This window comes from Pseudomonas sp. R19M, from assembly GCF_050312585.1.
GTDB classification, from domain to species: domain Bacteria; phylum Pseudomonadota; class Gammaproteobacteria; order Pseudomonadales; family Pseudomonadaceae; genus Aquipseudomonas; species Aquipseudomonas palleroniana.
Genome location: NZ_JBNPJV010000051.1, coordinates 1 through 22,598, shown reverse-complemented (window position 1 = coordinate 22,598; position 22,598 = coordinate 1). Strand labels below are relative to the sequence as shown.

The window sequence follows — 22,598 nt, the reverse complement described above, 5'->3', positions numbered from 1 at the left end:
TCCCTTGAATCCTGTATTTTCCTTGCATCTGTACTGGTCCCTCAGGAGCGGCCATCATGACCCTTTACGTCAACCTTGCCGAACTACTGGGCACGCGCATCGAGCAAGGCTTCTATCGCCCCGGTGATCGCCTGCCCTCCGTGCGGGCGCTGAGTGTGGAACACGGGGTCAGCCTGAGTACCGTGCAACAGGCGTATCGCGTGCTGGAAGACAATGGCCTGGCAATGCCCAAGCCCAAGTCCGGCTACTTCGTGCCCGTCGGCCGCGAGCTGCCGGCCCTCCCCGAGGTGGGTCGCCCGGCCCAACGGCCGGTCGAGATTTCCCAGTGGGACCAGGTCCTGGAACTGATTCGCGCGGTGCCACGCAAAGATGTCATACAGATGGGCCGCGGTATGCCGGATGTATTGTCACCCACCATCAAGCCTTTGCTGCGCAGCCTGGCCCGCGTGAGTCGTCGCCAGGATCTGCCTGGGCTGTATTACGACAACATCCTCGGCTGTATGGAGTTACGTGAACAGATTGCCCGGCTGTCGCTGGATTCCGGCTGCCAACTCACCGCCGAAGATATCGTTATCACCACCGGTTGCCATGAGGCACTGTCGGCCAGCATTCATGCCATCTGCGAGCCGGGCGACATCGTTGCGGTGGACTCGCCGAGCTTCCACGGCGCCATGCAAACCCTCAAGGGCCTGGGCATGAAAGCCCTGGAAATCCCCACCGACCCCATCACCGGCATCAGCCTGGAAGCCCTGGAGCTGGCACTGGAGCAGTGGCCCATCAAGGTCATCCAACTGACCCCCAACTGCAATAATCCGCTGGGCTACATCATGCCCGAGGCCCGCAAACGTGCGCTGCTGACGCTGGCCCAACGCTTTGATGTTGCGATCATCGAAGACGACGTATATGGCGACCTGGCCTACAGCTACCCGCGCCCGCGCACCATCAAGTCCTTCGACGAAGATGGCCGTGTCTTGCTCTGCAGCTCCTTTTCGAAAACCCTGGCACCGGGCCTGCGTATCGGCTGGGTGGCTCCGGGCCGGTATCTGGAGCGGGTGCTGCACATGAAATACATCAGCACCGGCTCCACGGCGACGCAGCCGCAGATTGCCATTGCCGAATTCCTCAAGAACGGTCATTTCGAACCGCATTTGCGGCGGATGCGCACCCAATACCAGCGCAATCGCGACCTGATCCTCGACTGGGTCAGCCGCTACTTCCCGGCCGGCACCCGCGCCAGCCGACCCCAGGGCAGCTTCATGCTGTGGGTCGAACTGCCGGAAGGTTTCGACACCCTCAAGCTCAATCGCGTGCTGATGGAACAAGGGGTACAGGTGGCTGTGGGCAGTATCTTTTCCGCATCGGGCAAATACCGGAACTGCCTGCGCATGAATTACTCTGCCAAGCCAACCCCGCAGATCGAAGAAGCGGTACGCAAGATCGGCGCAGCCGCGATCAAGTTACTGGCCGAGGCCGAAGACTGACCTTTCCTCAAAATTAACCGTCATATGCCCACAACCGCCCTGATCGGAATGCAGCGCCTTTGATGACTCGACGGCTTTTACCTTTTTTCCTGCTGGGCGCCCTAGCCCTGAGTGGCTGCGCCACGGTGGACGCCCCGCGCATTCCCAGCGACGCGCTGCCCGCCGCGCAATCGTCGTTCGGCCGCTCGATCCAGGCCCAGGCCGCGCCCTACCAGGGCCGCTCCGGCTTTCGCCTGCTCCCCAACAGCAGCGAAGCGTTCATGGCGCGCGCCGAACTGATCCGCAATGCCCAGAGCAGCCTCGACCTGCAGTACTACATCGTCCACGACGGCCTCAGCACGCGCATGCTGGTGGACGAACTGCTCAAGGCGGCGGATCGTGGCGTACGTATCCGCATTTTGCTGGATGACACCACCAGCGACGGTCTCGACCAGGTCATCGCCACCCTCGCCACCCACCCGCAGATCCAGATTCGCCTGTTCAACCCACTGCACCTCGGACGCAGCATCGGCGTGACGCGGGCCATGGGGCGCTTGTTCAACCTGTCGCTGCAACACCGGCGCATGCACAACAAACTGTGGCTGGCGGATAACAGCGTGGCCATCGTCGGCGGACGCAACCTGGGCGATGAGTACTTTGACGCCGAGCCGAACCTGAACTTCACCGATATCGACATGCTCAGCGTGGGGCCGGTGGCTGAGCAGCTCGGGCATAGCTTTGATCAGTACTGGAACAGCGCACTGAGCAAGCCCATCGACGACTTTGTCTCAAGCAGCCCGTCCAAAGACGACCTGACCGCAGCCCGCTTACGCCTGCAAGACTCGCTGGCCGAATACCGTCAGCAGCATCACGTCCTGTATAACCGGCTGCGTACTTACCAGACCCAACCGCGCATGGACATCTGGCGACGCGAGCTGATCTGGGCCTGGAACCAGGCGCTGTGGGACGCGCCGAGCAAGGTGCTGGCCAAAGCCGACCCGGACCCGCGCTTGCTGCTCACCACCCAACTGGCGCCGGAGCTGAACAGCGTCAGCCATGAACTGATGATGATCTCGGCGTATTTTGTGCCGGGGCAGCCCGGGCTGGTTTACCTGACCGGCCGCGCCGATGCCGGCGTGTCGGTGAGCCTGCTCACCAATTCCCTGGAAGCCACCGATGTACCGGCGGTCCATGGCGGCTACGCACCTTATCGCAAGGCGCTGCTCGAACATGGAGTGAAACTCTACGAGTTGCGCCGTCAGCCGGGCGCAGGCGGCAGCGGCAGTGGCGCGCACCTGTTTCGCCGGGGAGCTTTTCACGGCTCGGACTCCAGCCTGCACAGCAAAGCCATGATCTTCGACCGGGAAAAATCGTTTATCGGTTCGTTCAACTTCGACCCACGCTCGGTGCTGTGGAACACCGAAGTCGGCGTGCTGGTGGACAGTCCCGAGCTGGCGGAACACGTGCGCAACCTGGCGCTGGAAGGTATGTCACCGGCCTTGAGCTACCAGGCGAAATTGCAGGACGGCCAGCTGGTGTGGGTCACCGAGGACAACGGCCAGATGCACACGCTGACTCGCGAACCAGGCAACTGGTGGCGGCGGTTCAATGCCTGGTTCGCTACGAGTGTTGGGCTGGAGCGCATGCTTTAGGGTGGGAGGGGGCTTGCTCCCGATAACGGTGGATCAGTCAGTGCATGGGTCACTGGGGGACCGCTATCGGGAGCAAGCCCCCTCCCACAGTTGATCGAATTCAGGCCGGTTGCGCCACGCCAAATGCGCCCTGGCGCAGTAACAACAGCACCAGGCCCAACGCGCCGGCGGCCATCAGCAATGGCAATGCATGCCCGCTGATCCACTGACCGCCCGCGCCAGCCACCAACGGACCGATCAGGCAACCGATGCCCCATAGCTGCGCCACATGGGCATTGGCGCGTACCAGCGCGTCATCGCGGTAGCGCTCGCCGATCAGGATCAACGACAGCGTGAACAACCCGCCGGCACTGGCGCCGAAGATCACCCATACCGGCCAGATCAGCAAAGTGTGCATCAGCACCGGAATCGCCAGGCTTGAGGCCAGCAACAGCACCGCACAACTCAAGAACAACGTACGCCGCGGCAGGTAGTCGGCCAAGGCGCCGATCGGCAATTGCAACAGAGCATCACCGACCACCACGGTGCTGACCATCGCCAGGGCGATCTCGGCAGTGAAGCCTTGCTGCAGGCAATACACCGGCAGCAGCGTCAGAATCATCGCTTCGAACGCCGCAAATAACGCCACCGCCCACGCAATCGCCGGCAAGCTGCGACAGAAGCGCCACAGGTCGCCGAAAGTCACGCTGAAAGATTCGGCAGTGGGTGCGCCGGACCGCCCCAACAGCAGCAGCGGTGCAACCATCAACAGACCCACGCCAACCCAAAAGCCATAATCCTGATCGGTGCCCAGCAGGCCCAGCAGCAGCGGCCCCGAGAGTTGGCTCAAGGCATAGCTGCAGCCATACAGCGCCACCAGGCGGCCACGCCATTGCTCCACCACCAACTGGTTGATCCAGCTTTCACCGAGGATGAATACGATGGTCAGGATCACCCCGATCATCAGTCGCAGCACCAGCCAAACCGGGTAACTCGGCAGGATCGCCAGCAACCCTATGGAGACCGCCCCGGCCCACAGGCACAAGCGCATCAGGTTGGCGGTGCCCAACCAGGAAGCCATGCGGCTGGAAACCTTGGCGCCGAGCAGCACGCCAAAGGCCGGCATCGCGGCCATCACCCCAATGGCGAAGCTGCCGTAGCCCCAGCCCTCCAGGCGCAGCGATACCAGCGGCATGCTGACGCCCAAGGCCAGGCCGACACTCAGCACCGAAGCCAGCACGGCGAAATAAGTCGCCCAACGCATGTCCACGCTCCTGTGGGGAATTATCAAAACACACAAAATGAAAGTGGGAGGGGGCTTGCTCCCGATAGCAGAGTGCCAGTCACTGCATGGGGTGACTGATACACCGCTATCGGGGGCCAGCCCCCTCCCACATTAGACCTGCGGTGTTGCTTAGAGCTTGATCCAGGTGGCCTTAAGCTCGGTGTACTTGTCGAACGCATGCAGCGATTTGTCGCGACCGTTGCCCGACTGCTTGAAACCACCAAACGGTGCAGTCATGTCGCCACCGTCGTACTGGTTCACCCACACGCTACCGGCGCGCAAGGCCTTGGCAGTCAGGTGCGCCTTGGAGATATCAGCTGTCCATACGGCTGCGGCCAGGCCATAGACGGTATCGTTGGCAATCTTGACCGCTTCCTCGGCACTGTCGAAGGTGATCACCGACAGAACCGGGCCAAAGATCTCTTCCTGCGCGATCTTCATGGCATTGGTCACACCGTCGAAGATGGTCGGCTCGACATAAGTGCCGCCGGTTTCTTCCAGCGTACGCTTGCCACCGACCACCAGCTTGGCGCCGTCGGCATGACCAGCCTCGATGTAGGACAGCACGTTGTTCATCTGTTGGGTGTCCACCAGCGCGCCGACGTTGGTCGCCGGGTCCAGTGGGTTGCCCGGCTTCCAGCCTTTGAGGGCCTCGATCACCAGCGGCAGGAAGGTGTCCTTGATGGAACGTTCGACGAGCAGGCGCGAACCTGCGGTGCAGACTTCGCCCTGGTTGAAGGCGATCGCGCTGGCAGCGGATTCGGCAGCGGCCTGCAGGTCCGGCGCATCGGCAAACACGATGTTCGGGCTCTTGCCGCCCGCTTCCAGCCACACGCGCTTCATGTTCGACTCGCCGGAGCGGATCAACAGCTGCTTGGCGATCTTGGTGGAGCCGGTGAACACCAGCGTGTCGACGTCCATGTCCAGCGCCAGTGCGTTACCCACGGTGTGGCCGTAACCCGGCAGCACGTTAAACACACCTTTTGGAATTCCGGCCTCAACGGCCAGGGCCGCGATGCGTATGGCCGTCAGTGGCGATTTTTCGGACGGCTTCAGGATCACCGAGTTACCGGTGGACAGGGCCGGGCCGAGCTTCCAGCAGGCCATCATCAAGGGGAAGTTCCACGGCACAATGGCGCCTACGACGCCCACCGGCTCGCGGGTCACCAGACCCAGCTGATCGTGAGGGGTGGCAGCCACTTCGTCATAGATCTTGTCGATCGCTTCGCCGCTCCAGCTCAGGGCACCCGCCGCGCCGGGTACGTCGATATTCAAGGAATCGCTGATCGGCTTACCCATGTCCAGGGTTTCAAGCAGTGCCAGCTCTTCGGCGTTGGCCTTGAGCAACGCGGCGAAACGCAGCATGGCGGACTTGCGCTTGGCCGGCGCCAGGCGCGACCAGACACCGGAATTGAACGTGGCACGGGCGTTTTCCACGGCACGCTGGGCGTCAGCGGCGTCGCAGCTGGCAATGGTGGCCAATACGCGGCCATCGACCGGGCTGATGCATTCGAAAGTCTCGCCGGAAGCAGCGGCGGTGTACTCGCCATTGATGTAGGCGCGGCCTTCGATCTTCAGCTCCTTGGCGCGTTGTTCCCAGTCGGCACGGGTCAGGGTGGTCATTCGAGTGTCCTCCTCTTATTGAATACAAGGCCCGGGTGATGTCCCACGGCAGCCTCAAAGAATTCTTGCCCGGCCAGCCTGCTGTTCGGCTCAAGGCAGCTGCCACCCTAAACCAGCGGCTGGGGATGTTTCAATATATTTGACACAACCCCGGCAAACGCCCTTGCGATGTTCATTTTAATAAACATAGACTTTGGTCTCTCCAACCCCAGGCCAGACGGGACACGCACATGAGCATCCAGGACATCGTCGACTTCAGCCAAGCTAACACCGCCCCCGAGCGCTACCGCCCTGCCGCCGAAAAAATCCTCAAGGGTGATCCCAAACAAACGCTCTACAACCACTACAACAGTCCGTGCGGACAGATGAGCGCCGGAGTGTGGGAAGGCGAGGTCGGGCACTGGAAGGTCAATTACACCGAACACGAGTACTGCGAGATTGTGCAGGGTGTTTCTGTATTGCGGGATGTCGACGGCAATGCCAAAACCTTACGCGCCGGCGACCGCTTCGTGATCCCCGCAGGCTTCAGCGGCACCTGGGAAGTGCTGGAGGCGTGCCGCAAGATCTACGTGGTGTTCGAACAGAAAGCCTGAACCGCAAATTTCAGGCAAAAAAAAGCCCGGATCGTGAGATACGGGCTTTTTTTCACAATAAAGGCAACCAATTACTTGATTTTGCCTTCTTTGTAGATCACGTGCTTGCGAACGCGCGGGTCGAACATTTTCTTTTCGAGCTTGTCCGGGGTAGTACGCTTGTTCTTGTCGGTAGTGTAGAAGTGACCAGTACCGGCGCTAGAGATCATTCGAATCAATTCACGCATGATATAGCTCCTTAGATTGTGCCAGCGCGGCGCAATTCAGCCAGCACGACAGTGATGCCACGCTTGTCGATGATGCGCATGCCTTTGGCAGATACGCGCAGACGGACGAAACGTTTCTCTTCTTCAACCCAGAAGCGGTGATGCTGCAGGTTCGGCAGGAAACGACGACGGGTTTTGTTATTTGCGTGGGAAATGTTATTCCCAGTCACCGGACCCTTACCGGTAACTTGACAGACTCTCGACATGCCTCAGCCCTCTAAAACCACATGCCCAACCCGGCATGGGTTGGCCGCTTAATCTCTCAGTCATTTGGCGCCAGGCGCCGCGTTTCTTTAGGGTCTTACCGGCTACACCTACAAGCGAAGGAACCGGGCCCCTAGAAAAGAGCGCTGCTTTATACCAGAAAGACCCCGGTGCAACAACAGCCCGTGCGTTTTTACCGACTTAAATCTCGGCTTCGGACGCCTGAACCATTGCCAGCAGGGCCCGCTGAACAGCCGACCGCTCGTCGCACGGAATGATTTGCACAGCCTGCGCGCGCGGATGAAGCGCACAGCGAAATGCACCAGGCCGCCATCAAAACAGCATTTGAGGCAAAAGCACAGGCAAAAATGGGCTAGTCATTTATCCGGCAGACCACTACGGTAGGCTTTTTTCCAGACTGCACTCGCAGATGGGCCTTCGATCTGCACAGGAAACCGAATATGCGCCTCGCAGCCCTACCGCTACTGCTAGCCCCTCTATTTATCGCGCCGCTGGCCGTTGCCGCCACCAGCTTGAGTGTTTGCACCGAAGCCAGCCCCGAAGGGTTCGATGTGGTGCAATACAACTCGCTGACCACCACCAACGCCTCGGCCGACGTACTGATGAATCGCCTGGTGGATTACGACGTAGCCAGCGGCAAGCTGGTACCCAGCCTGGCAGACAGCTGGGAAGTGTCCCCGGACGGCCTGACGTATACCTTCAAGCTGCACCCGAATGTGAAGTTTCATCGCACTGAATATTTCACCCCAAGCCGCACCCTGACCGCCGAAGACGTGCGTTTCAGCTTCGAGCGCATGCTCGACCCAGCCAACCCATGGCACCAGATCGCCCAAAGCGGCTTCCCCCATGCGCAGTCGCTGCAACTGCCCACACTGGTCAAAAAAATCGACGCCCTTGACCCGCTCACCGTGCGTTTCACCCTCGATCACGCCGACTCCACTTTCCTCGCGGCGTTGAGCATGGGATTCGCATCGATCTATTCAGCGGAATATGCCGATAAACTGCTCAAGGCCGGCACACCGGACAAACTCAACAGCCAACCGATAGGGACTGGCCCGTTCGTGTTTGTGCGTTTTCAAAAAGATGCCGTGGTTCGCTACAAGGCCAACCCGGACTACTTCGCCGGCAAACCGGCTGTGGACAACCTGATCTTCGCCATCACCCCGGATGCCAATGTGCGCTTGCAGAAACTGCATCGCGACGAATGCCAGATCGCTCTTTCGCCCAAGCCATTGGACGTCGGCGAAGCCGAAAAGGACCCAGCGCTCAAGGTGGAAAAAACGGCCGCCTTCATGACGGCCTTCGTGGCCATCAATAGCCAGCACCCACCTCTGGACAAGCAGGAAGTGCGTCAGGCAATCAACCTCGCCTTCGATAAGGGCAGTTACCTCAAGGCCGTGTTCGAAGGGACCGCCGAAGCCGCCAATGGACCCTACCCGCCCAACACCTGGAGCTACGCCAAGGACTTGCCGGGTTACCCGCAGGACCTCGCCAAGGCCAAGACGCTTCTGGAGCGTGCCGGGCTCAAGGACGGCTTCAAGACCACCATTTGGACGCGCCCCACGGGCAGCCTGCTGAACCCCAACCCGAACCTCGGCGCGCAGCTGCTGCAAGCGGACCTGGCCAAGGTAGGCATTCAGGCCGAGATCCGGGTGATCGAGTGGGGTGAGCTGATTCGCCGTGCCAAGGCGGGCGAGCATGACCTGCTATTCATGGGCTGGGCTGGCGACAACGGCGACCCGGATAACTTCCTGACCCCGCAATTCTCGTGCGCCGCGGTGAAATCCGGGACGAATTTCGCCCGCTACTGCGACCCGACGCTGGACAAACTGATCAGCGCCGGCAAGACCACCAGCGAGCAAGGCGTGCGCAGCAAGCTGTATCAACAGGCCCAGGCGCAGATCCAGCAACAGGCGCTGTGGCTGCCGTTGGCGCATCCGACGGCGTTTGCCCTCACACGCAAGCATGTCGAGGGGTATCAGGTGAGCCCGTTTGGACGCCAGGATTTTTCCAAGGTCAGCGTCAAGCCCTGAAAACCAGGCCCGTCCCACCGGGGCGGGCTTACATCCACCCATATTCCGCCATCGATAACGGGTCTCCATCCCCCACGATGATGTGATCCAGCACCCGTACATCCACCAACTCCAGCGTCTTTTGCAGCAACTTGGTCAATTTCCGATCAGCTGCGCTCGGCTCAAGACTTCCAGAGGGGTGGTTGTGGCACAGGATCAAGGCTGCTGCGTTATACGACAGCGCACGCTTGACCACTTGCCGGGGGTAGACTATCGCCGCATCGATGGTGCCTTGGGACAACACCTCAAACCCCAGAACCCGGTGTTTCGAGTCGAGAAACAGGCAGCCGAAGGTTTCGTGGGATTCATGGCGCAACAATGCCTTGAGGTATTCGCGCACGGCCACCGGGCTTTCCAGTACGGAGTCTGTGCGCAGCCGTTCGGCCAGGTGACGCCGGGACATTTCCAATACCGCCTGCAACTGCGCGAACTTCGCCGGCCCCAGCCCCAAATGCTGGCTGAACAGTGCCTGGCTGGCCTCCAGAAGCTGACGAAGCCCACCAAATTGCACCAACAGATGTCGCGCCAGGTCGACCGCGCTTCTGCCGGAAACCCCAGTGCGCAGGAAAATTGCCAGCAACTCGGCATCGGACAGGCTTGCCGCACCCCACTCCAGAAGTTTCTCCCGCGGACGTTCCGCCACGGGCCAATCACGAATACTCATACCGCCTCCCTCTCCATACGCCCCATGGCATGTGCGTCGCTGTTGCCTGGCGGACGCTGTGTTATCGTAGGCCCTCTTTTTTGCGTGCGATTTCACCTGGGGAGGGGGCATCGCAGGCGTCACTGAACTGGCAACACTGAACTGGAAAGGCAAACCAATGCAGCGTCTGTATCGGAAACGCATCGTTCTCGGCGTCGGCGGCGGCATTGCCGCCTATAAGAGCGCAGAGCTGGTTCGCAGGCTCCTGGACCAAGGCGCCGAAGTACGGGTGGTCATGACCCGCGGCGGCAGTGAGTTCATCACCCCGCTGACCATGCAGGCCCTGTCCGGCCACCCGGTTCACCTGGACTTGCTCGACCCGGCGGCAGAAGCCGCCATGGGCCATATCGAACTGGCCAAATGGGCCGACCTGGTACTGATCGCCCCGGCCACCGCCGACCTGATCGCCCGCCTGGCCCAAGGCATCGCCGATGACCTGCTGACCACGCTGGTACTGGCTACCGACGCCACCGTTGCCATTGCACCGGCCATGAACCAGGCCATGTGGCGCGACCCGGCCACCCAGGCCAACACTCAGCTCCTGCAAAGCCGTGGCCTCAAGGTATTCGGCCCGGCATCCGGCAGCCAGGCCTGCGGCGACGTCGGCATGGGCCGCATGCTCGAAGCCACGGACCTGGCACTGTGTGCCGCAGAGTGCTTCCAGCACCTGGCCCTGACCGGCAAGCACGTATTGATTACTGCCGGCCCCACTCAGGAAAACATCGACCCGGTGCGCTACATTACCAACCATAGCTCAGGAAAAATGGGCTTTGCCTTGGCAGAGGCCGCGGTTGAGGCAGGCGCACGCGTCACCCTGATCACCGGCCCGGTTCATTTGCCGACCCCTGATCGCGTCACGCGAATCGACGTAGTGAGCGCCCGCGACATGCTGGCGGCTTGCGAAGCAGCCATTCCGTGCGACCTGTTTATCGCCTCGGCAGCGGTAGCGGATTACCGCCCGGAAGTCGTAGCCCCGCAAAAGCTCAAGAAAGACCCTACAAACGGTGACGGCCTGCTCCTGCAAATGGTGCGCAACCCGGACATTCTTGCCAGCATCGCAACGCGCCCGGATCGCCCCTTCAGCGTCGGCTTTGCAGCCGAGACCGAGCATCTGCTGGACTATGCCGCACGTAAATTGAAAGACAAAAACCTCGACCTGATCGTTGCCAATGATGTCGCCAACCCGAGCATCGGCTTCAACAGCGAGGAAAATGCCTGCAGCGTGATCGACCGCGAACTGCACGCCACCCTTTTCGCCCAGACCAGCAAGGGCAAGATTGCCCGCCAACTGATCTCCTTTATCGCCCAACGGCTGAACCAGGTTTAATTTCCATGCACGCTTTGCAAGCCAAGATCCTCGACCCACGCATCGGCAACGAATTCCCACTGCCGGCCTACGCCACACCGGGCTCCGCCGGGCTGGACCTGCGCGCCATGCTCAAAGAGGACACGGTCCTCGAACCAGGCCAGACGATCCTGATCCCCACTGGGCTATCGATCTATGTGGGTGACCCAGGCCTGGCGGCATTGATCCTGCCGCGCTCCGGCCTGGGCCACAAACACGGGATTGTGCTGGGCAACCTCGTGGGCCTGATCGACTCTGACTATCAGGGCGAACTGATGGTGTCCTGCTGGAACCGTGGCCAGACGGCCTTCAACATTGCCGTCGGCGAACGCATCGCCCAGTTGGTATTGGTACCGGTGGTACAGGCGCACTTCGAACTGGTACAGGAGTTCGACGAAACCCAGCGCGGCGCAGGTGGTTTTGGGCATTCCGGCAGCCACTGACTAAGCTGAATCAAGCCGGATGCTGCTGTCCGGCCTGATACCACCGCACGGCTTTTCAGGATGAAGAATGCGCGGATTTAACCAGCGATATTTCCCTAAAGAAATCAATGGATTACGCGACTGCCATAGCAAAGCCAGCACGCCGATGGCATTTTTGCACCACGAACTCTCTGCCGAAAACGTCGTCTTACCCTTCAGTTTGAGCCTGCCGGTCAGCCACATTAAGGCCAGCTTTGCCCCCTTCAGATGGAGTTCCCCCCGCGATGAGTACCGCAGCCCGAGTAGCCCCGACCTTCCCCGACAGCATCTTCCGCGCCTACGACATCCGTGGCGTGGTGCCCAAGACCCTGACCGCTGAAACCGCTTACTGGATTGGCCGCGCCATCGGCTCCCAAAGCCTGGCGCAGAATGAGCCCAACGTTTCGGTCGGCCGTGACGGTCGCCTGTCCGGCCCCGAGTTGGTGGAACAACTGATCCAGGGCCTGGCCGATAGCGGCTGCCATGTGAGCGACGTCGGCCTGGTGCCGACGCCGGCGCTGTACTACGCAGCCAATGTGCTGGCAGGCAAGTCCGGGGTGATGCTCACCGGCAGTCATAATCCGTCGGACTACAACGGCTTCAAGATCGTCATCGCGGGCGACACCCTGGCCAATGAACAGATCCAGGCCCTGCACAACCGCCTGAAAACCAACGACCTGACCAGCGGCAAGGGCAGCATCACCAAAGTCGACATCCTGCAGCGCTACTCTGACGAAATCACCCGCGACGTCAAACTCGCACGCCGCCTGAAAGTGGTGGTGGACTGTGGCAACGGCGCGGCCGGCGTAATTGCGCCGCAACTGCTCGAAGCCCTGAACTGTGAAGTCATCCCGCTGTTCTGCGAAGTCGACGGCAACTTCCCCAACCACCACCCGGACCCAGGCAAGCCTGAAAACCTGGTGGACCTGATCGCCAAGGTCAAGGAAGTGGGCGCCGATGTGGGGCTGGCCTTCGACGGCGACGGCGACCGCGTGGGCGTGGTGACTGAAACCGGTGAGATCGTGTTCCCGGATCGCCTGTTGATGCTTTTCGCCCGTGATGTGGTGGCCCGCAATCCCAACGCCGAGATCATCTTCGACGTGAAATGCACCCGCCGCCTCACTCCGCTGATCAAGGAGTACGGCGGTCGCCCGCTAATGTGGAAGACCGGTCACTCGTTGATCAAAAAGAAAATGAAGGAAACCGGTGCGTTATTGGCCGGCGAAATGAGCGGCCACGTGTTCTTCAAGGAGCGTTGGTTCGGGTTTGACGACGGTATTTACAGCGCCGCCCGCCTGCTGGAGATCCTCAGCAAGGAAAAATCCTCCGCCGAAGAACTGTTTCAGACCTTCCCGAATGATATTTCTACTCCAGAGATCAATATCCATGTGACCGAGGAGAGCAAATTCAGCATCATTGATGCACTGCACGATGCACAATGGGGTGAAGGCGCCAACCTGACCATCATTGATGGTGTGCGAGTCGATTACGCCAAAGGCTGGGGCCTGGTTCGCGCATCCAACACCACACCGGTGCTGGTGCTGCGTTTCGAGGCGGATACCGAGGCTGAGTTGCAGCGCATCAAGGACGTGTTCCACGCCCAGTTGAAACGTGTTGCCCCTGATCTCCAATTACCGTTCTGATTTTTTACCGGAGCCCTGAATGACCCTCGAACGCGAAGCCGCCGCCAACACCGCCAAGGTCCTGTCCGAAGCGTTGCCTTATATCCGACGCTACGTCGGCAAGACGCTGGTGATCAAGTACGGCGGCAATGCCATGGAAAGCGATGAGCTCAAGACCGGCTTTGCCCGCGATATCGTGATGATGAAGGCGGTGGGCATCAACCCGGTGGTGGTTCACGGTGGCGGCCCGCAAATCGGCGACCTGCTCAAGCGCTTGTCGATCGAGAGTCACTTCATCGATGGTATGCGTGTGACTGACGCACAGACTATGGACGTGGTGGAGATGGTCCTCGGCGGCCAGGTAAACAAAGACATTGTCAACCTGATCAACCGCCATGGCGGCAGCGCCATCGGCCTGACCGGTAAGGACGCCGAACTGATCCGTGCGAAAAAACTGACGGTGACCCGTCAGACGCCGGAAATGACCCAGCCGGAAATCATCGATATCGGCCAGGTGGGCGAAGTGGTTGGCGTGAATACCGACCTGCTGAACCTGCTGGTCAAGGGTGATTTCATTCCGGTAATCGCACCCATCGGCGTAGGTGCCAACGGTGAGTCCTACAACATCAACGCCGACCTTGTGGCGGGCAAGGTGGCTGAAGCGCTGAAAGCTGAAAAGCTCATGCTGCTGACCAACATTGCCGGCCTGATGGACAAGCAAGGCAAGGTCCTCACCGGCCTGACCACCCAGCAAGTGGACGACCTGATCGCCGACGGCACCATCTATGGCGGCATGCTGCCAAAGATCCGTTGCGCGCTGGAAGCGGTGCAAGGCGGCGTCGGCAGCTCGTTGATCATTGATGGGCGTGTACCGAACGCGGTACTGCTGGAAATCTTCACGGATACCGGCATGGGTACGTTGATCAGTAACCGCAAGCGTCCTTGATCAATAGGCACTAAAAAGCCCCACCTCCTGTAGGAGGTGGGGCTTTTTGTTGTGCGGCGCTTACTGGACGCCGAACTGCTCGCGGTACGCCTTCACCGCCGGCAGGTGCTGCTTGAGCTGCGGATCATCTTCCAGGAACTGCAACACCTGGTTCAGCGATACGATGCTCACTACGGGAATGCCGAAATCGCGCTCGACTTCCTGGATGGCCGACAATTCACCATTGCCACGCTCCTGACGGTTCAGCGCGATCAGTACGCCGGCAGCCTTGGCGCCTTCCTGGGACGCAATGATCTGCATCACTTCGCGGATCGCAGTACCGGCGGTGATCACGTCGTCGATGATCAGCACTTCGCCCTTGAGCGGTGCCCCGACCAGGCTACCGCCTTCGCCGTGGGCCTTGGCCTCTTTGCGGTTGAAGCACCATGGCAGGTCCTGGCCATGATGTTCAGCCAGGGCCACAGCAGTAGCCGCCGCCAGGGGGATACCCTTGTAGGCTGGACCGAACAGCACGTCGAACGAAATACCGCTTTCAACGATGGCCGCCGCGTAGAAACGACCCAGCTGGGCCAGGGCCGAACCCGAGTTGAACAAGCCCGCATTGAAGAAGTACGGGCTGGTGCGCCCGGACTTGAGAGTGAACTCACCGAAGCGCAAAACGCCGCGATCGATGGCAAAACGAATGAAATCGCGTTGATACGCCTGCATGAAAAAAGCCTCAGATACCACGGATTTAGCTAATTAGGTAGACGGCGTGTATCATACACGCACGCGATTTTTGGGGCCATTTATGCGGATCATCAGTGTGAACGTTAATGGTATTCAGGCTGCAGTCGAGCGTGGTTTGCTCAGTTGGCTGCAAGCACAGAATGCCGACGTCATCTGCCTGCAGGACACCCGCGCCTCCGCCTTTGAACTGGACGACCCAGCCTTCCAACTGGATGGCTACTTCCTTTATGCCTGCGATGCCGAAGTGCCCACCCAAGGTGGCGTGGCTTTGTACTCGCGGTTGCAACCCAAGGCGGTCATCAGCGGCCTCGGCTTCGAGACAGCCGACCGCTACGGGCGCTACCTGCAAGCCGATTTCGACAAGGTCAGCATCGCGACCTTGCTGCTCCCTTCGGGGCAGAACGGCGATGAAGACTTGAACCAGAAGTTCAAGCTAATGGACGATTTCGCCCGTTATCTGGATAAACAGCGGCGCAAACGTCGCGAGTACATTTATTGTGGCTCGCTGTACGTGGCGCAACAGAAGCTGGATATCAAGAACTGGCGCGACAGCCAGCAATCCCCGGGTTTCCTGGCGCCGGAACGGGCCTGGATGGACGAGATTGTCGGCAACATGGGTTATGTCGATGCCCTGCGCGAAGTCAGCCGCGAAGGTGACCAGTACAGCTGGTGGCCGGATAACGAACAGGCTGAGATGCTCAACCTGGGCTGGCGTTTCGACTACCAGTTGCTGACCCCTGGTCTGCGCCGGTTTGTACGCAGCGCACGCCTGCCACGCCAGCCACGCTTCTCGCAGCACGCGCCGCTGATCGTGGACTACGACTGGACACTGACCATCTGAGGTCTTTTTCCAGGCACAAAAAAACCGACATCGCTGTCGGTTTTTTTGTACCTGCCGGTCAGCTGGGCGCGCGTTACTTGATCACACGCCAGGTCAAGGGATAGCGGTAGGCGATCCCCTTGTTGGCCTTGATACTGCCAATGATGGTCAGCACCACCGTGGCGATCGCCAGGGCGAACATCAGGAAAAAGCCAATCACCGCAAAGGCCAGCACGATGCAAGCGATCCAGGCAATGGCCACGGTGATCTGGAAATTCAAGGCTTCCTTGCCCTGGTCATCAATGAACGGGTCCACTTCCTTCTTCATCTGCCACAGGATCAGCGGCCCCACGACGCTGCCGAAGGGGAACACAAACCCCAGGAACGCCGCGAGATGGCACAACATCGCGCCCTGGCGCACTTCGTAGGAAGGCGTAGGGACAGGCATTTGGCTGTTGTCATTCATGGCGCTTCTCCTTGAGGCGGGTTCAGTCAGCCAGTGCGGCGGTCTGCAGTGCGAAGATTTCGGTCATGCCCTTCTGGGCCAAGGCCAGCATGGCATTCAGCTCAGCCGGCTGGAACGGTGCGCCCTCAGCGGTGCCCTGCACTTCGATGAAACCACCGGTGCTGGTCATCACCACGTTCAGGTCGGTCTCGGCAGCCGAGTCTTCCAGATAGTCCAGGTCCAGCACAGGCTCGCCCTGGTACATACCCACCGAGACGGCGGCGATCATTTGCTTGAGCGGGTCACCGCCCTTCAGGCCGCCACGTTTCTTGATCACTTTCAACGCGTCGACCAGGGCCACCATGGCGCCGGTGATAGACGCCGTGCGGGTGCCGCCGTCAGCCTGGATCACGTCGCAGTCGACATACAGGGTCACGTCTCCCAGCTTGGACATATCCAGCGCGGCGCGCAGGGAACGACCAATCAGGCGCTGGATTTCCAGGGTACGGCCACCTTGCTTGCCACGGCTGGCTTCACGCTGGTTCCGCTCGCCGGTCGCACGCGGCAACATGCCGTATTCGGCGGTCAACCAGCCCTGGCCCTGGCCCTTGAGGAAGCGTGGTACGCCATTTTCGACGCTGACCGTACAGATGACTTTGGTATCGCCAAACTCGACCAGTACAGATCCCTCGGCGTGTTTGGTGTAGTTGCGGGTGATGCGGATCGAGCGGAGCTGATCGGCAGCGCGACCACTTGGACGTTTCATAGGGAGACACCTGTACTGAGGACGAAAAACTGCCGAGCATTATAGAGCCGCGAGCCGATTCGGGGCACTGCTAAAAAATTCGGTTACGAATGCTCGGGTTTGGGCGTGCCCGCCCCACTACGCTACAATCCTGCGCCTTCCTAACCATCAGCCCGTATTTGCTGGGCTGCAACGCGAGGTACCTCCATGGTGCACAGCATGACCGCCTTCGCCCGCGTCGAAAAAGCCGGCGCCCAAGGCACCCTGAGCTGGGAACTGCGCTCGGTCAACAGCCGTTACCTGGAGCCGCACCTGCGCCTGCCGGAGTCTTTCCGTGACCTCGAAGGCGCCGTGCGTGAAGCGCTGCGCCAAGGTATCTCGCGCGGCAAGCTGGAATGCACCCTGCGCTTTACCGAAGAAACCACCGGCAAGCCCTTGCAGGTCGATCGCGACCGCGCCGCGCAACTGGTCGCTGCGGCAGAAACCATCGCCGGCCTGATCCAACAGCCCGCCGCGCTTAACCCACTGGAAGTGCTGGCCTGGCCCGGCGTACTGGTGGCCGACGCTACCGACCCGCAAGCGCTCAACGCCGAAGCCCTGGCCCTGTTCAATCAGGGCTTGAAGGAGCTCAAGGCCGGCCGCGAGCGCGAAGGCGCCGAACTGGCCCGCCTGATCAACGAACGCCTGACGTCAATCGAAGAAGACGTGGTCATCCTGCGCGAACTGGTGCCGCAAATGCTCGCCACCCAGCGCCAGAAGGTCCTCGATCGCTTTGCCGACATGAAGGCTGACCTGGACCCGACACGCCTGGAGCAGGAAATGGTCCTGCTGGCCCAGAAGAGCGACGTCGCGGAAGAACTCGACCGCCTCAGCACCCACATCCTCGAAGTGCGCCGCGTACTCAAGTCCGCCGGTGCCGCCGGTCGGCGTCTGGACTTCCTGATGCAGGAACTCAACCGCGAAGCCAATACACTGGGTTCCAAGGCGTTTGACCCACGCAGCACACAAGCGGCGGTCAACCTCAAAGTGTTGATCGAGCAGATGCGCGAACAAGTACAGAATATTGAGTAAGGCAACTTCCATGACCCACAGCACCGGCACCCTTTACATCATTTCCGCCCCTTCGGGCGCGGGCAAGAGCAGCTTGGTCAAGGCCCTGACCGACGCTGACGAGCACATCCGCATCTCGGTTTCCCACACCACCCGCGCCATGCGCCCGGGCGAGGTCAACGGCGAGCACTACCATTTCGTCGAGCGCACCGAGTTCGTCAAGATGATCGAGCACGGCGACTTCCTGGAGCGTGCCGAAGTCTTCGGCAACCTCTACGGCACCTCGCAGAGCCACTTGCAGCAGACCCTGGACGAAGGCCACGACCTGATCCTGGAAATCGACTGGCAGGGCGCCGAACAGGTACGCAAGCTGATGCCCCAGGCGCGCTCGATCTTTATCCTGCCGCCGTCCCTGGAAGCCTTGCACCAGCGTCTGACCAATCGCGGCCAGGACAGCAACGAGATCATCGAAGGTCGCATGCGCGAAGCCGTCAGTGAAATGAGCCACTACGTCGATTACGATTACCTGATCATCAATGACGACTTTGCCCACGCACTGGATGATCTGAAGGCCATTTTCCGCACCAATCAGCTGCAGCAAAAGCGCCAACAGCAGCGTTTCGGCAAATTGCTCGCCGAACTGCTTGGTTGATTGGCTCTTCCCAAAACCGCCGCAAGGGCTTTACATTGGTGCCTGTAGCGGTTTTGCGAGGGCCTGCGGAAAATCAGCGCTTCCCTAAACGCTGGTGATTTTTTAAACTGTTTAGTCCGCTCGCCCAACCGGGCAGCGCGCATCTTGCATTCGCTCCGAGGAATACCATGGCCCGCGTAACCGTTGAAGACTGCCTAGAACACGTGGATAACCGCTTTGAGCTGGTCATGCTCTCTACCAAGCGTGCCCGTCAATTGGCCACCGGTGGCAAAGAGCCTCTGGTCCAGTGGGAAAACGACAAGCCTACCGTTGTAGCCCTGCGTGAAATCGCTGAAGGCCTGATGAGCTACGAGTTCATCGCCGAGCAGGAAATCGTTCAGGACGAACCGCTGTTTGCAGCGTTCGAGGACGAGTCCAACGAGGCCGTCTAAGCCTATGCCTGGTCGACGTAGCACGGCGCAGGGTCACAGCCAACGGCAGGAGTTCGCACTTTGCCGAGCATAGACGCCCTCGCCGATCGCTTATCGACCTACCTCGGCCCAGACCAGGTCAACCTGGTCCGCCGAGCGTATTTCTACGCCGAACAAGCCCACGACGGCCAACGCCGCCGCAGTGGCGAGGCGTATGTCACCCATCCTCTTGCGGTGGCAAATATTCTTGCCGACATGCACATGGACCATCAAAGCCTGATGGCCGCGATGCTGCATGACGTGATCGAAGACACCGGCATCGCCAAGGAAGCGCTGAGCGCGCAATTTGGCGAAACCGTGGCCGAACTGGTCGACGGGGTCAGCAAACTGACCCAGATGAACTTCGAGACCAAGGCCGAAGCCCAGGCGGAAAACTTCCAGAAGATGGCCATGGCCATGGCCCGCGATATCCGGGTGATCCTGGTCAAGCTGGCCGACCGGCTGCACAACATGCGCACACTGGAAGTGCTGTCCGGCGAAAAGCGTCGGCGCATTGCCAAGGAAACCCTGGAAATCTATGCGCCCATCGCCAACCGGCTGGGCATGCATGCCATTCGTATCGAATTCGAAGACCTCGGCTTCAAAGCGATGCATCCGATGCGCTCGGCGCGCATCTACCAGGCCGTCAAGCGCGCCCGTGGCAATCGCAAGGAAATCGTCAACAAGATCGAAGAGTCCCTGAGCCATTGCCTGGCGATCGACGAGATCGAAGGCGAAGTCAGCGGCCGGCAGAAACACATCTACGGCATCTATAAAAAGATGCGCGGCAAGCGTCGGGCCTTCAACGAGATCATGGACGTTTATGCGTTTCGGATCATCGTCGACAAGGTCGACACCTGCTACCGCGTGCTGGGCGCCGTACATAATTTGTACAAGCCGCTGCCGGGTCGCTTCAAGGACTACATCGCCATTCCCAAGGCCAACGGCTATCAATCGCTGCATACCACGTTGTTCGGTATGCACGGGGTGCCGATCGAGATCCAGATCCGCACTCGGGAAATGGAAGAAATGGCCAACAATGGCATCGCTGCCCACTGGCTCTACAAGTCCAGCGGCGACGAGCAACCCAAAGGCACCCATGCCCGCGCCCGCCAATGGGTAAAAGGCGTGCTGGAAATGCAGCAACGTGCCGGTAACTCCCTGGAATTCATCGAAAGCGTGAAGATCGACCTGTTCCCGGACGAGGTCTACGTCTTCACGCCCAAAGGCCGCATCATGGAGTTGCCCAAAGGCTCCACGGCGGTCGACTTTGCCTACGCCGTGCATACTGACGTGGGTAACAGCTGCATTGCCTGCCGGATCAATCGTCGCCTCGCGCCGCTGTCCGAGCCGCTGCAAAGCGGTTCCACGGTCGAGATCGTCAGTGCCCCGGGCGCACGCCCGAACCCGGCGTGGCTCAATTTCGTCGTCACCGGCAAGGCACGCACGCACATCCGCCACGCCCTGAAACTGCAACGCCGTTCCGAGTCCATCAGCCTGGGCGAACGCCTGCTGAACAAGGTGCTCAACGGTTTCGACAGCGCCCTCGACAAGATCCCGCACGAGCGTGTGCAGGCGATACTCAACGAGTATCACCAGCAAAACATCGAAGACCTGCTGGAAGATATCGGCCTGGGGAACCGCATGGCCTACGTGGTCGCCCGTCGCCTGCTGGGCGAAGGCGAGCAGTTGCCAAGCCCCGAAGGCCCGCTGGCGATTCGCGGCACCGAGGGCCTGGTGCTCAGCTACGCCAAGTGCTGCACGCCGATCCCGGGCGACCCGATTGTCGGCCACCTGTCCGCCGGCAAAGGCATGGTGGTGCACCTGGACAACTGCCGCAACATCAGCGAAATCCGCCACAACCCGGAAAAATGCATCCAGCTCTCGTGGGCCAAGGATGTCACCGGCGAATTCAACGTCGAGTTGCGAGTGGAGTTGGAACACCAGCGCGGCTTGATCGCCCTGTTGGCCAGCAGCGTCAACGCGGCCGATGGCAATATCGAAAAAATCAGCATGGATGAACGCGACGGCCGCATCAGCGTGGTCCAGTTGGTGGTCAGCGTCCACGACCGCGTGCACCTGGCCCGCGTGATCAAGAAACTGCGCGCCCTGACCGGGGTGATCCGCATCACCCGCATGCGTGCTTAGCGCATCAAATAAGTCATCTTCTCTTACAAGGAGTCACAAATGACCAAGACTGTTATCAACAGCGACAAGGCCCCGGCCGCCATCGGTACTTATTCCCAGGCGATCAAGGCAGGCAATACCGTCTACATGTCCGGCCAGATCCCGCTGGACCCAAAGACCATGGAACTGGTTGAAGGCTTCGAAGCACAGACCGTACAGGTCTTCGAAAACCTCAAGTCCGTCGCCGAAGCTGCTGGTGGTTCGTTCAAGGACATCGTCAAACTGAACATCTTCCTGACTGACCTGAGCCACTTCGCCAAGGTCAACGAGATCATGGGCAAGTACTTCGAACAACCCTACCCAGCCCGCGCCGCGATTGGCGTGGCCGCTCTGCCAAAGGGCGCGCAGGTTGAGATGGACGCGATTCTGGTCATCGAGTAAAAACACCCGGCGCAGCCTCCACAGGCCGCGCCGACTTTGTTTTAAAAGGATTCCGTAATGCGCAAAGCGCTTGTAGCCTCTTCGTTGCTCGCCCTGCTGCTGGGCGGCTGCGCCAGCAACCCTGCAGACCTGGATGTGAGTGGCACCTGGATCAACCAGGCCGCCATCGACGCAGCAGCCAAGGGCGGCCCTTTGCGTGAAGCACTGCAGAGCAATGGGCCGAACCTCGAATGGGAGGTCAATACCAAAGCGCTGCAGGCGCGCTACTACAACGGTTTTGAAGTCGCCGAAGGCAAGTTGATCGGCGAGAAACCAGGTGCCTGGAGCGTCGACTTCTACGGCAGCGCAGCCACCGAACTCAAGCGCAAAGGCAAACAACTGCTGCAAGTGGCCAACGACAACGAGCCTGAACAGTTGTTCGCCCGCGCCAAAGACCCGGCCCCGGAAGGCGCACCGCTGGGTGCCAACTTCGAGCGGGCACTGTATGCAGCTTACATGGGCGGCGACTGGAAGATCACCGACGGCAATGGTGACGGCTCCACGGTGCAGTTCCAGGCCAACGGCAAGGTCGCCGGTCTGCCTGGAGTCGATCACTACTCGCTGTGCCTGGCCGGCGACTGCGCCTCCATGAGCGGCGGCTACGACAGCATCTGGCTGCAACTGAACGGCAAGGGCAACCCGTGGATCTTCGCCCGCAAGGGCAAGCAACTGGAAATATTCCAGGCGGTGAACACTGCTCAGGCAGACGAAGTACCTTCGTTTACGCCGGGGCCGCGTCAGTGGCTACTGGAAAAGCAATGACGCACGCAGTTCTGTAGTGAGCGGGCTTGCCCCGCGCTGGGCGGCGCAGCCGCCCCAAACCCAGGCACCTCGGACCTCCTGAAATACTGCGGCGTCTTTGTTGGGGC

General features: G+C 60.4%; 23 protein-coding genes and 1 pseudogene. 15 read left to right on the top strand and 9 right to left on the bottom strand.

Features of this window, described 5'->3' with window-relative positions; all coding sequences use genetic code 11:
- Nucleotides 1-56 precede the first annotated feature (56 nt).
- Both ACQRBT_RS10005 and ACQRBT_RS10000 read left to right on the top strand, forming a co-directional pair.
- Complete coding sequence (locus ACQRBT_RS10005) at nucleotides 57-1,481, top strand: PLP-dependent aminotransferase family protein (RefSeq protein WP_060753657.1); 1,425 nt, start codon at nucleotides 57-59, stop codon at nucleotides 1,479-1,481.
- A 62-nt stretch (nucleotides 1,482-1,543) separates the two neighbouring features.
- Entirely contained in the window at nucleotides 1,544-3,112 is a 1,569-nt protein-coding gene (locus tag ACQRBT_RS10000) for a phospholipase D family protein (protein ID WP_412046211.1), read from the top strand.
- A 100-nt stretch (nucleotides 3,113-3,212) separates the two neighbouring features.
- Here the strand turns inward: ACQRBT_RS10000 and ACQRBT_RS09995 are convergent, their stop codons facing one another.
- Together ACQRBT_RS09995 and ACQRBT_RS09990 are read right to left on the bottom strand one after the other, a co-directional pair.
- Nucleotides 3,213-4,355 (bottom strand): MFS transporter, encoded by a 1,143-nt coding sequence (locus tag ACQRBT_RS09995; protein WP_244384863.1) that lies wholly within the window; start codon nucleotides 4,353-4,355, stop codon nucleotides 3,213-3,215.
- A gap of 150 nt (nucleotides 4,356-4,505) precedes the next feature.
- A complete protein-coding gene (locus ACQRBT_RS09990) occupies nucleotides 4,506-5,999 on the bottom strand; it encodes an aldehyde dehydrogenase (RefSeq protein ID WP_205344320.1) in 1,494 nt (497 codons plus the stop codon).
- Nucleotides 6,000-6,229: 230 nt separating this feature from the next.
- On the opposite strand from ACQRBT_RS09990, the gene ACQRBT_RS09985 reads away from it, so the two are divergent.
- Nucleotides 6,230-6,592: a cupin domain-containing protein gene (locus ACQRBT_RS09985; RefSeq protein ID WP_412046212.1), complete on the top strand. Its 363-nt coding sequence runs from the start codon at nucleotides 6,230-6,232 to the stop codon at nucleotides 6,590-6,592.
- Nucleotides 6,593-6,663: 71 nt separating this feature from the next.
- Here the strand turns inward: ACQRBT_RS09985 and rpmG are convergent, their stop codons facing one another.
- Entirely contained in the window at nucleotides 6,664-6,819 is a 156-nt protein-coding gene (rpmG, locus tag ACQRBT_RS09980) for a 50S ribosomal protein L33 (protein WP_003176906.1), read from the bottom strand.
- Between the two features lie 11 nt (nucleotides 6,820-6,830).
- Nucleotides 6,831-7,064 carry a 50S ribosomal protein L28 gene (gene rpmB / locus ACQRBT_RS09975; protein WP_010207494.1) on the bottom strand — a complete coding sequence of 78 codons (234 nt, stop codon included), beginning with the start codon at nucleotides 7,062-7,064 and terminating at the stop codon, nucleotides 6,831-6,833.
- A 459-nt stretch (nucleotides 7,065-7,523) separates the two neighbouring features.
- Here rpmB and ACQRBT_RS09970 point away from each other — a divergent pair, with 459 nt between their 5' ends.
- On the top strand, nucleotides 7,524-9,116 hold the full coding sequence (locus ACQRBT_RS09970) for an ABC transporter substrate-binding protein (RefSeq protein WP_412046213.1): 1,593 nt from the start codon (nucleotides 7,524-7,526) through the stop codon (nucleotides 9,114-9,116).
- Between the two features lie 28 nt (nucleotides 9,117-9,144).
- Here ACQRBT_RS09970 and radC read toward each other — a convergent pair whose 3' ends face one another.
- On the bottom strand, nucleotides 9,145-9,819 hold the full coding sequence (radC, locus tag ACQRBT_RS09965; RefSeq protein WP_090367974.1) for a RadC family protein: 675 nt from the start codon (nucleotides 9,817-9,819) through the stop codon (nucleotides 9,145-9,147).
- 157 nt (nucleotides 9,820-9,976) lie between these two features.
- On the opposite strand from radC, the gene coaBC reads away from it, so the two are divergent.
- On the top strand, nucleotides 9,977-11,185 hold the full coding sequence (gene coaBC / locus ACQRBT_RS09960; RefSeq protein WP_060753663.1) for a bifunctional phosphopantothenoylcysteine decarboxylase/phosphopantothenate--cysteine ligase CoaBC: 1,209 nt from the start codon (nucleotides 9,977-9,979) through the stop codon (nucleotides 11,183-11,185).
- A 5-nt stretch (nucleotides 11,186-11,190) separates the two neighbouring features.
- A complete protein-coding gene (gene dut, locus ACQRBT_RS09955) occupies nucleotides 11,191-11,646 on the top strand; it encodes a dUTP diphosphatase (protein ID WP_016975923.1) in 456 nt (151 codons plus the stop codon).
- On the opposite strand, the gene ACQRBT_RS09950 is transcribed toward dut, so the two are convergent.
- Nucleotides 11,647-11,868, bottom strand: a complete 222-nt coding sequence (locus tag ACQRBT_RS09950) for a hypothetical protein (protein ID WP_158683651.1) — start codon at nucleotides 11,866-11,868, stop codon at nucleotides 11,647-11,649.
- Nucleotides 11,869-11,903: 35 nt separating this feature from the next.
- Here ACQRBT_RS09950 and ACQRBT_RS09945 point away from each other — a divergent pair.
- Nucleotides 11,904-13,307, top strand: a pseudogene (locus ACQRBT_RS09945) (phosphomannomutase/phosphoglucomutase); the annotation flags it as partial.
- Between the two features lie 19 nt (nucleotides 13,308-13,326).
- Nucleotides 13,327-14,232, top strand: a complete 906-nt coding sequence (gene argB, locus ACQRBT_RS09940; protein WP_060753665.1) for an acetylglutamate kinase — start codon at nucleotides 13,327-13,329, stop codon at nucleotides 14,230-14,232.
- A gap of 60 nt (nucleotides 14,233-14,292) precedes the next feature.
- Here argB and pyrE read toward each other — a convergent pair whose 3' ends face one another.
- On the bottom strand, nucleotides 14,293-14,940 hold the full coding sequence (pyrE, locus tag ACQRBT_RS09935) for an orotate phosphoribosyltransferase (protein ID WP_104995021.1): 648 nt from the start codon (nucleotides 14,938-14,940) through the stop codon (nucleotides 14,293-14,295).
- A gap of 82 nt (nucleotides 14,941-15,022) precedes the next feature.
- Between pyrE and ACQRBT_RS09930 the strand changes: the two genes are divergently transcribed.
- Nucleotides 15,023-15,802 (top strand): exodeoxyribonuclease III, encoded by a 780-nt coding sequence (locus ACQRBT_RS09930; RefSeq protein ID WP_003195493.1) that lies wholly within the window; start codon nucleotides 15,023-15,025, stop codon nucleotides 15,800-15,802.
- 73 nt (nucleotides 15,803-15,875) lie between these two features.
- Here the strand turns inward: ACQRBT_RS09930 and ACQRBT_RS09925 are convergent, their stop codons facing one another.
- Together ACQRBT_RS09925 and rph are read right to left on the bottom strand one after the other, a co-directional pair.
- On the bottom strand, nucleotides 15,876-16,247 hold the full coding sequence (locus tag ACQRBT_RS09925) for a DUF4870 domain-containing protein (protein WP_060753667.1): 372 nt from the start codon (nucleotides 16,245-16,247) through the stop codon (nucleotides 15,876-15,878).
- Between the two features lie 22 nt (nucleotides 16,248-16,269).
- Nucleotides 16,270-16,992, bottom strand: a complete 723-nt coding sequence (gene rph, locus ACQRBT_RS09920; protein ID WP_060753668.1) for a ribonuclease PH — start codon at nucleotides 16,990-16,992, stop codon at nucleotides 16,270-16,272.
- A 186-nt stretch (nucleotides 16,993-17,178) separates the two neighbouring features.
- Between rph and ACQRBT_RS09915 the strand changes: the two genes are divergently transcribed.
- The 6 genes from ACQRBT_RS09915 to ACQRBT_RS09890 all read left to right on the top strand — a co-directional run bounded on the left by ACQRBT_RS09915 (nucleotide 17,179) and on the right by ACQRBT_RS09890 (nucleotide 22,491).
- Nucleotides 17,179-18,042, top strand: a complete 864-nt coding sequence (locus tag ACQRBT_RS09915; protein WP_090367966.1) for a YicC/YloC family endoribonuclease — start codon at nucleotides 17,179-17,181, stop codon at nucleotides 18,040-18,042.
- 10 nt (nucleotides 18,043-18,052) lie between these two features.
- Nucleotides 18,053-18,673, top strand: a complete 621-nt coding sequence (gmk, locus tag ACQRBT_RS09910; protein WP_060753670.1) for a guanylate kinase — start codon at nucleotides 18,053-18,055, stop codon at nucleotides 18,671-18,673.
- A 167-nt stretch (nucleotides 18,674-18,840) separates the two neighbouring features.
- The gene (gene rpoZ / locus ACQRBT_RS09905; protein WP_060753671.1) at nucleotides 18,841-19,104 is read left to right on the top strand and encodes a DNA-directed RNA polymerase subunit omega; all 264 of its coding nucleotides are present in this window, start codon (nucleotides 18,841-18,843) and stop codon (nucleotides 19,102-19,104) included.
- 60 nt (nucleotides 19,105-19,164) lie between these two features.
- On the top strand, nucleotides 19,165-21,270 hold the full coding sequence (spoT, locus tag ACQRBT_RS09900) for a bifunctional GTP diphosphokinase/guanosine-3',5'-bis pyrophosphate 3'-pyrophosphohydrolase (protein ID WP_412046214.1): 2,106 nt from the start codon (nucleotides 19,165-19,167) through the stop codon (nucleotides 21,268-21,270).
- Between the two features lie 39 nt (nucleotides 21,271-21,309).
- A complete protein-coding gene (locus ACQRBT_RS09895) occupies nucleotides 21,310-21,690 on the top strand; it encodes a RidA family protein (protein ID WP_060753673.1) in 381 nt (126 codons plus the stop codon).
- A gap of 57 nt (nucleotides 21,691-21,747) precedes the next feature.
- Nucleotides 21,748-22,491: a hypothetical protein gene (locus ACQRBT_RS09890; protein ID WP_060753674.1), complete on the top strand. Its 744-nt coding sequence runs from the start codon at nucleotides 21,748-21,750 to the stop codon at nucleotides 22,489-22,491.
- The last annotated feature ends 107 nt before the right edge of the window (nucleotides 22,492-22,598 follow it).

Excerpts from the sequence above, each read along its gene's own strand:
- ACQRBT_RS09890 (WP_060753674.1), top strand. The coding sequence starts at position 21,748 with ATGCGCAAAGCGCTTGTAGCCTCTTCGTTGCTCGCCCTGCTGCTGGGC.
- pyrE (WP_104995021.1), bottom strand. The coding sequence starts at position 14,940 with ATGCAGGCGTATCAACGCGATTTCATTCGTTTTGCCATCGATCGCGGC.
- ACQRBT_RS09990 (WP_205344320.1), bottom strand. The coding sequence starts at position 5,999 with ATGACCACCCTGACCCGTGCCGACTGGGAACAACGCGCCAAGGAGCTG.
- ACQRBT_RS09915 (WP_090367966.1), top strand. The coding sequence starts at position 17,179 with ATGGTGCACAGCATGACCGCCTTCGCCCGCGTCGAAAAAGCCGGCGCC.
- ACQRBT_RS09950 (WP_158683651.1), bottom strand. The coding sequence starts at position 11,868 with ATGTGGCTGACCGGCAGGCTCAAACTGAAGGGTAAGACGACGTTTTCG.
- argB (WP_060753665.1), top strand. The coding sequence starts at position 13,327 with ATGACCCTCGAACGCGAAGCCGCCGCCAACACCGCCAAGGTCCTGTCC.
- rpmB (WP_010207494.1), bottom strand. The coding sequence starts at position 7,064 with ATGTCGAGAGTCTGTCAAGTTACCGGTAAGGGTCCGGTGACTGGGAAT.
- ACQRBT_RS10005 (WP_060753657.1), top strand. The coding sequence starts at position 57 with ATGACCCTTTACGTCAACCTTGCCGAACTACTGGGCACGCGCATCGAG.
- ACQRBT_RS09895 (WP_060753673.1), top strand. The coding sequence starts at position 21,310 with ATGACCAAGACTGTTATCAACAGCGACAAGGCCCCGGCCGCCATCGGT.
- ACQRBT_RS09985 (WP_412046212.1), top strand. The coding sequence starts at position 6,230 with ATGAGCATCCAGGACATCGTCGACTTCAGCCAAGCTAACACCGCCCCC.
- radC (WP_090367974.1), bottom strand. The coding sequence starts at position 9,819 with ATGAGTATTCGTGATTGGCCCGTGGCGGAACGTCCGCGGGAGAAACTT.
- ACQRBT_RS09930 (WP_003195493.1), top strand. The coding sequence starts at position 15,023 with ATGCGGATCATCAGTGTGAACGTTAATGGTATTCAGGCTGCAGTCGAG.
- dut (WP_016975923.1), top strand. The coding sequence starts at position 11,191 with ATGCACGCTTTGCAAGCCAAGATCCTCGACCCACGCATCGGCAACGAA.
- coaBC (WP_060753663.1), top strand. The coding sequence starts at position 9,977 with ATGCAGCGTCTGTATCGGAAACGCATCGTTCTCGGCGTCGGCGGCGGC.
- ACQRBT_RS09925 (WP_060753667.1), bottom strand. The coding sequence starts at position 16,247 with ATGAATGACAACAGCCAAATGCCTGTCCCTACGCCTTCCTACGAAGTG.
- rpoZ (WP_060753671.1), top strand. The coding sequence starts at position 18,841 with ATGGCCCGCGTAACCGTTGAAGACTGCCTAGAACACGTGGATAACCGC.
- rph (WP_060753668.1), bottom strand. The coding sequence starts at position 16,992 with ATGAAACGTCCAAGTGGTCGCGCTGCCGATCAGCTCCGCTCGATCCGC.
- gmk (WP_060753670.1), top strand. The coding sequence starts at position 18,053 with ATGACCCACAGCACCGGCACCCTTTACATCATTTCCGCCCCTTCGGGC.
- ACQRBT_RS09970 (WP_412046213.1), top strand. The coding sequence starts at position 7,524 with ATGCGCCTCGCAGCCCTACCGCTACTGCTAGCCCCTCTATTTATCGCG.
- rpmG (WP_003176906.1), bottom strand. The coding sequence starts at position 6,819 with ATGCGTGAATTGATTCGAATGATCTCTAGCGCCGGTACTGGTCACTTC.
- ACQRBT_RS10000 (WP_412046211.1), top strand. The coding sequence starts at position 1,544 with ATGACTCGACGGCTTTTACCTTTTTTCCTGCTGGGCGCCCTAGCCCTG.
- ACQRBT_RS09995 (WP_244384863.1), bottom strand. The coding sequence starts at position 4,355 with ATGCGTTGGGCGACTTATTTCGCCGTGCTGGCTTCGGTGCTGAGTGTC.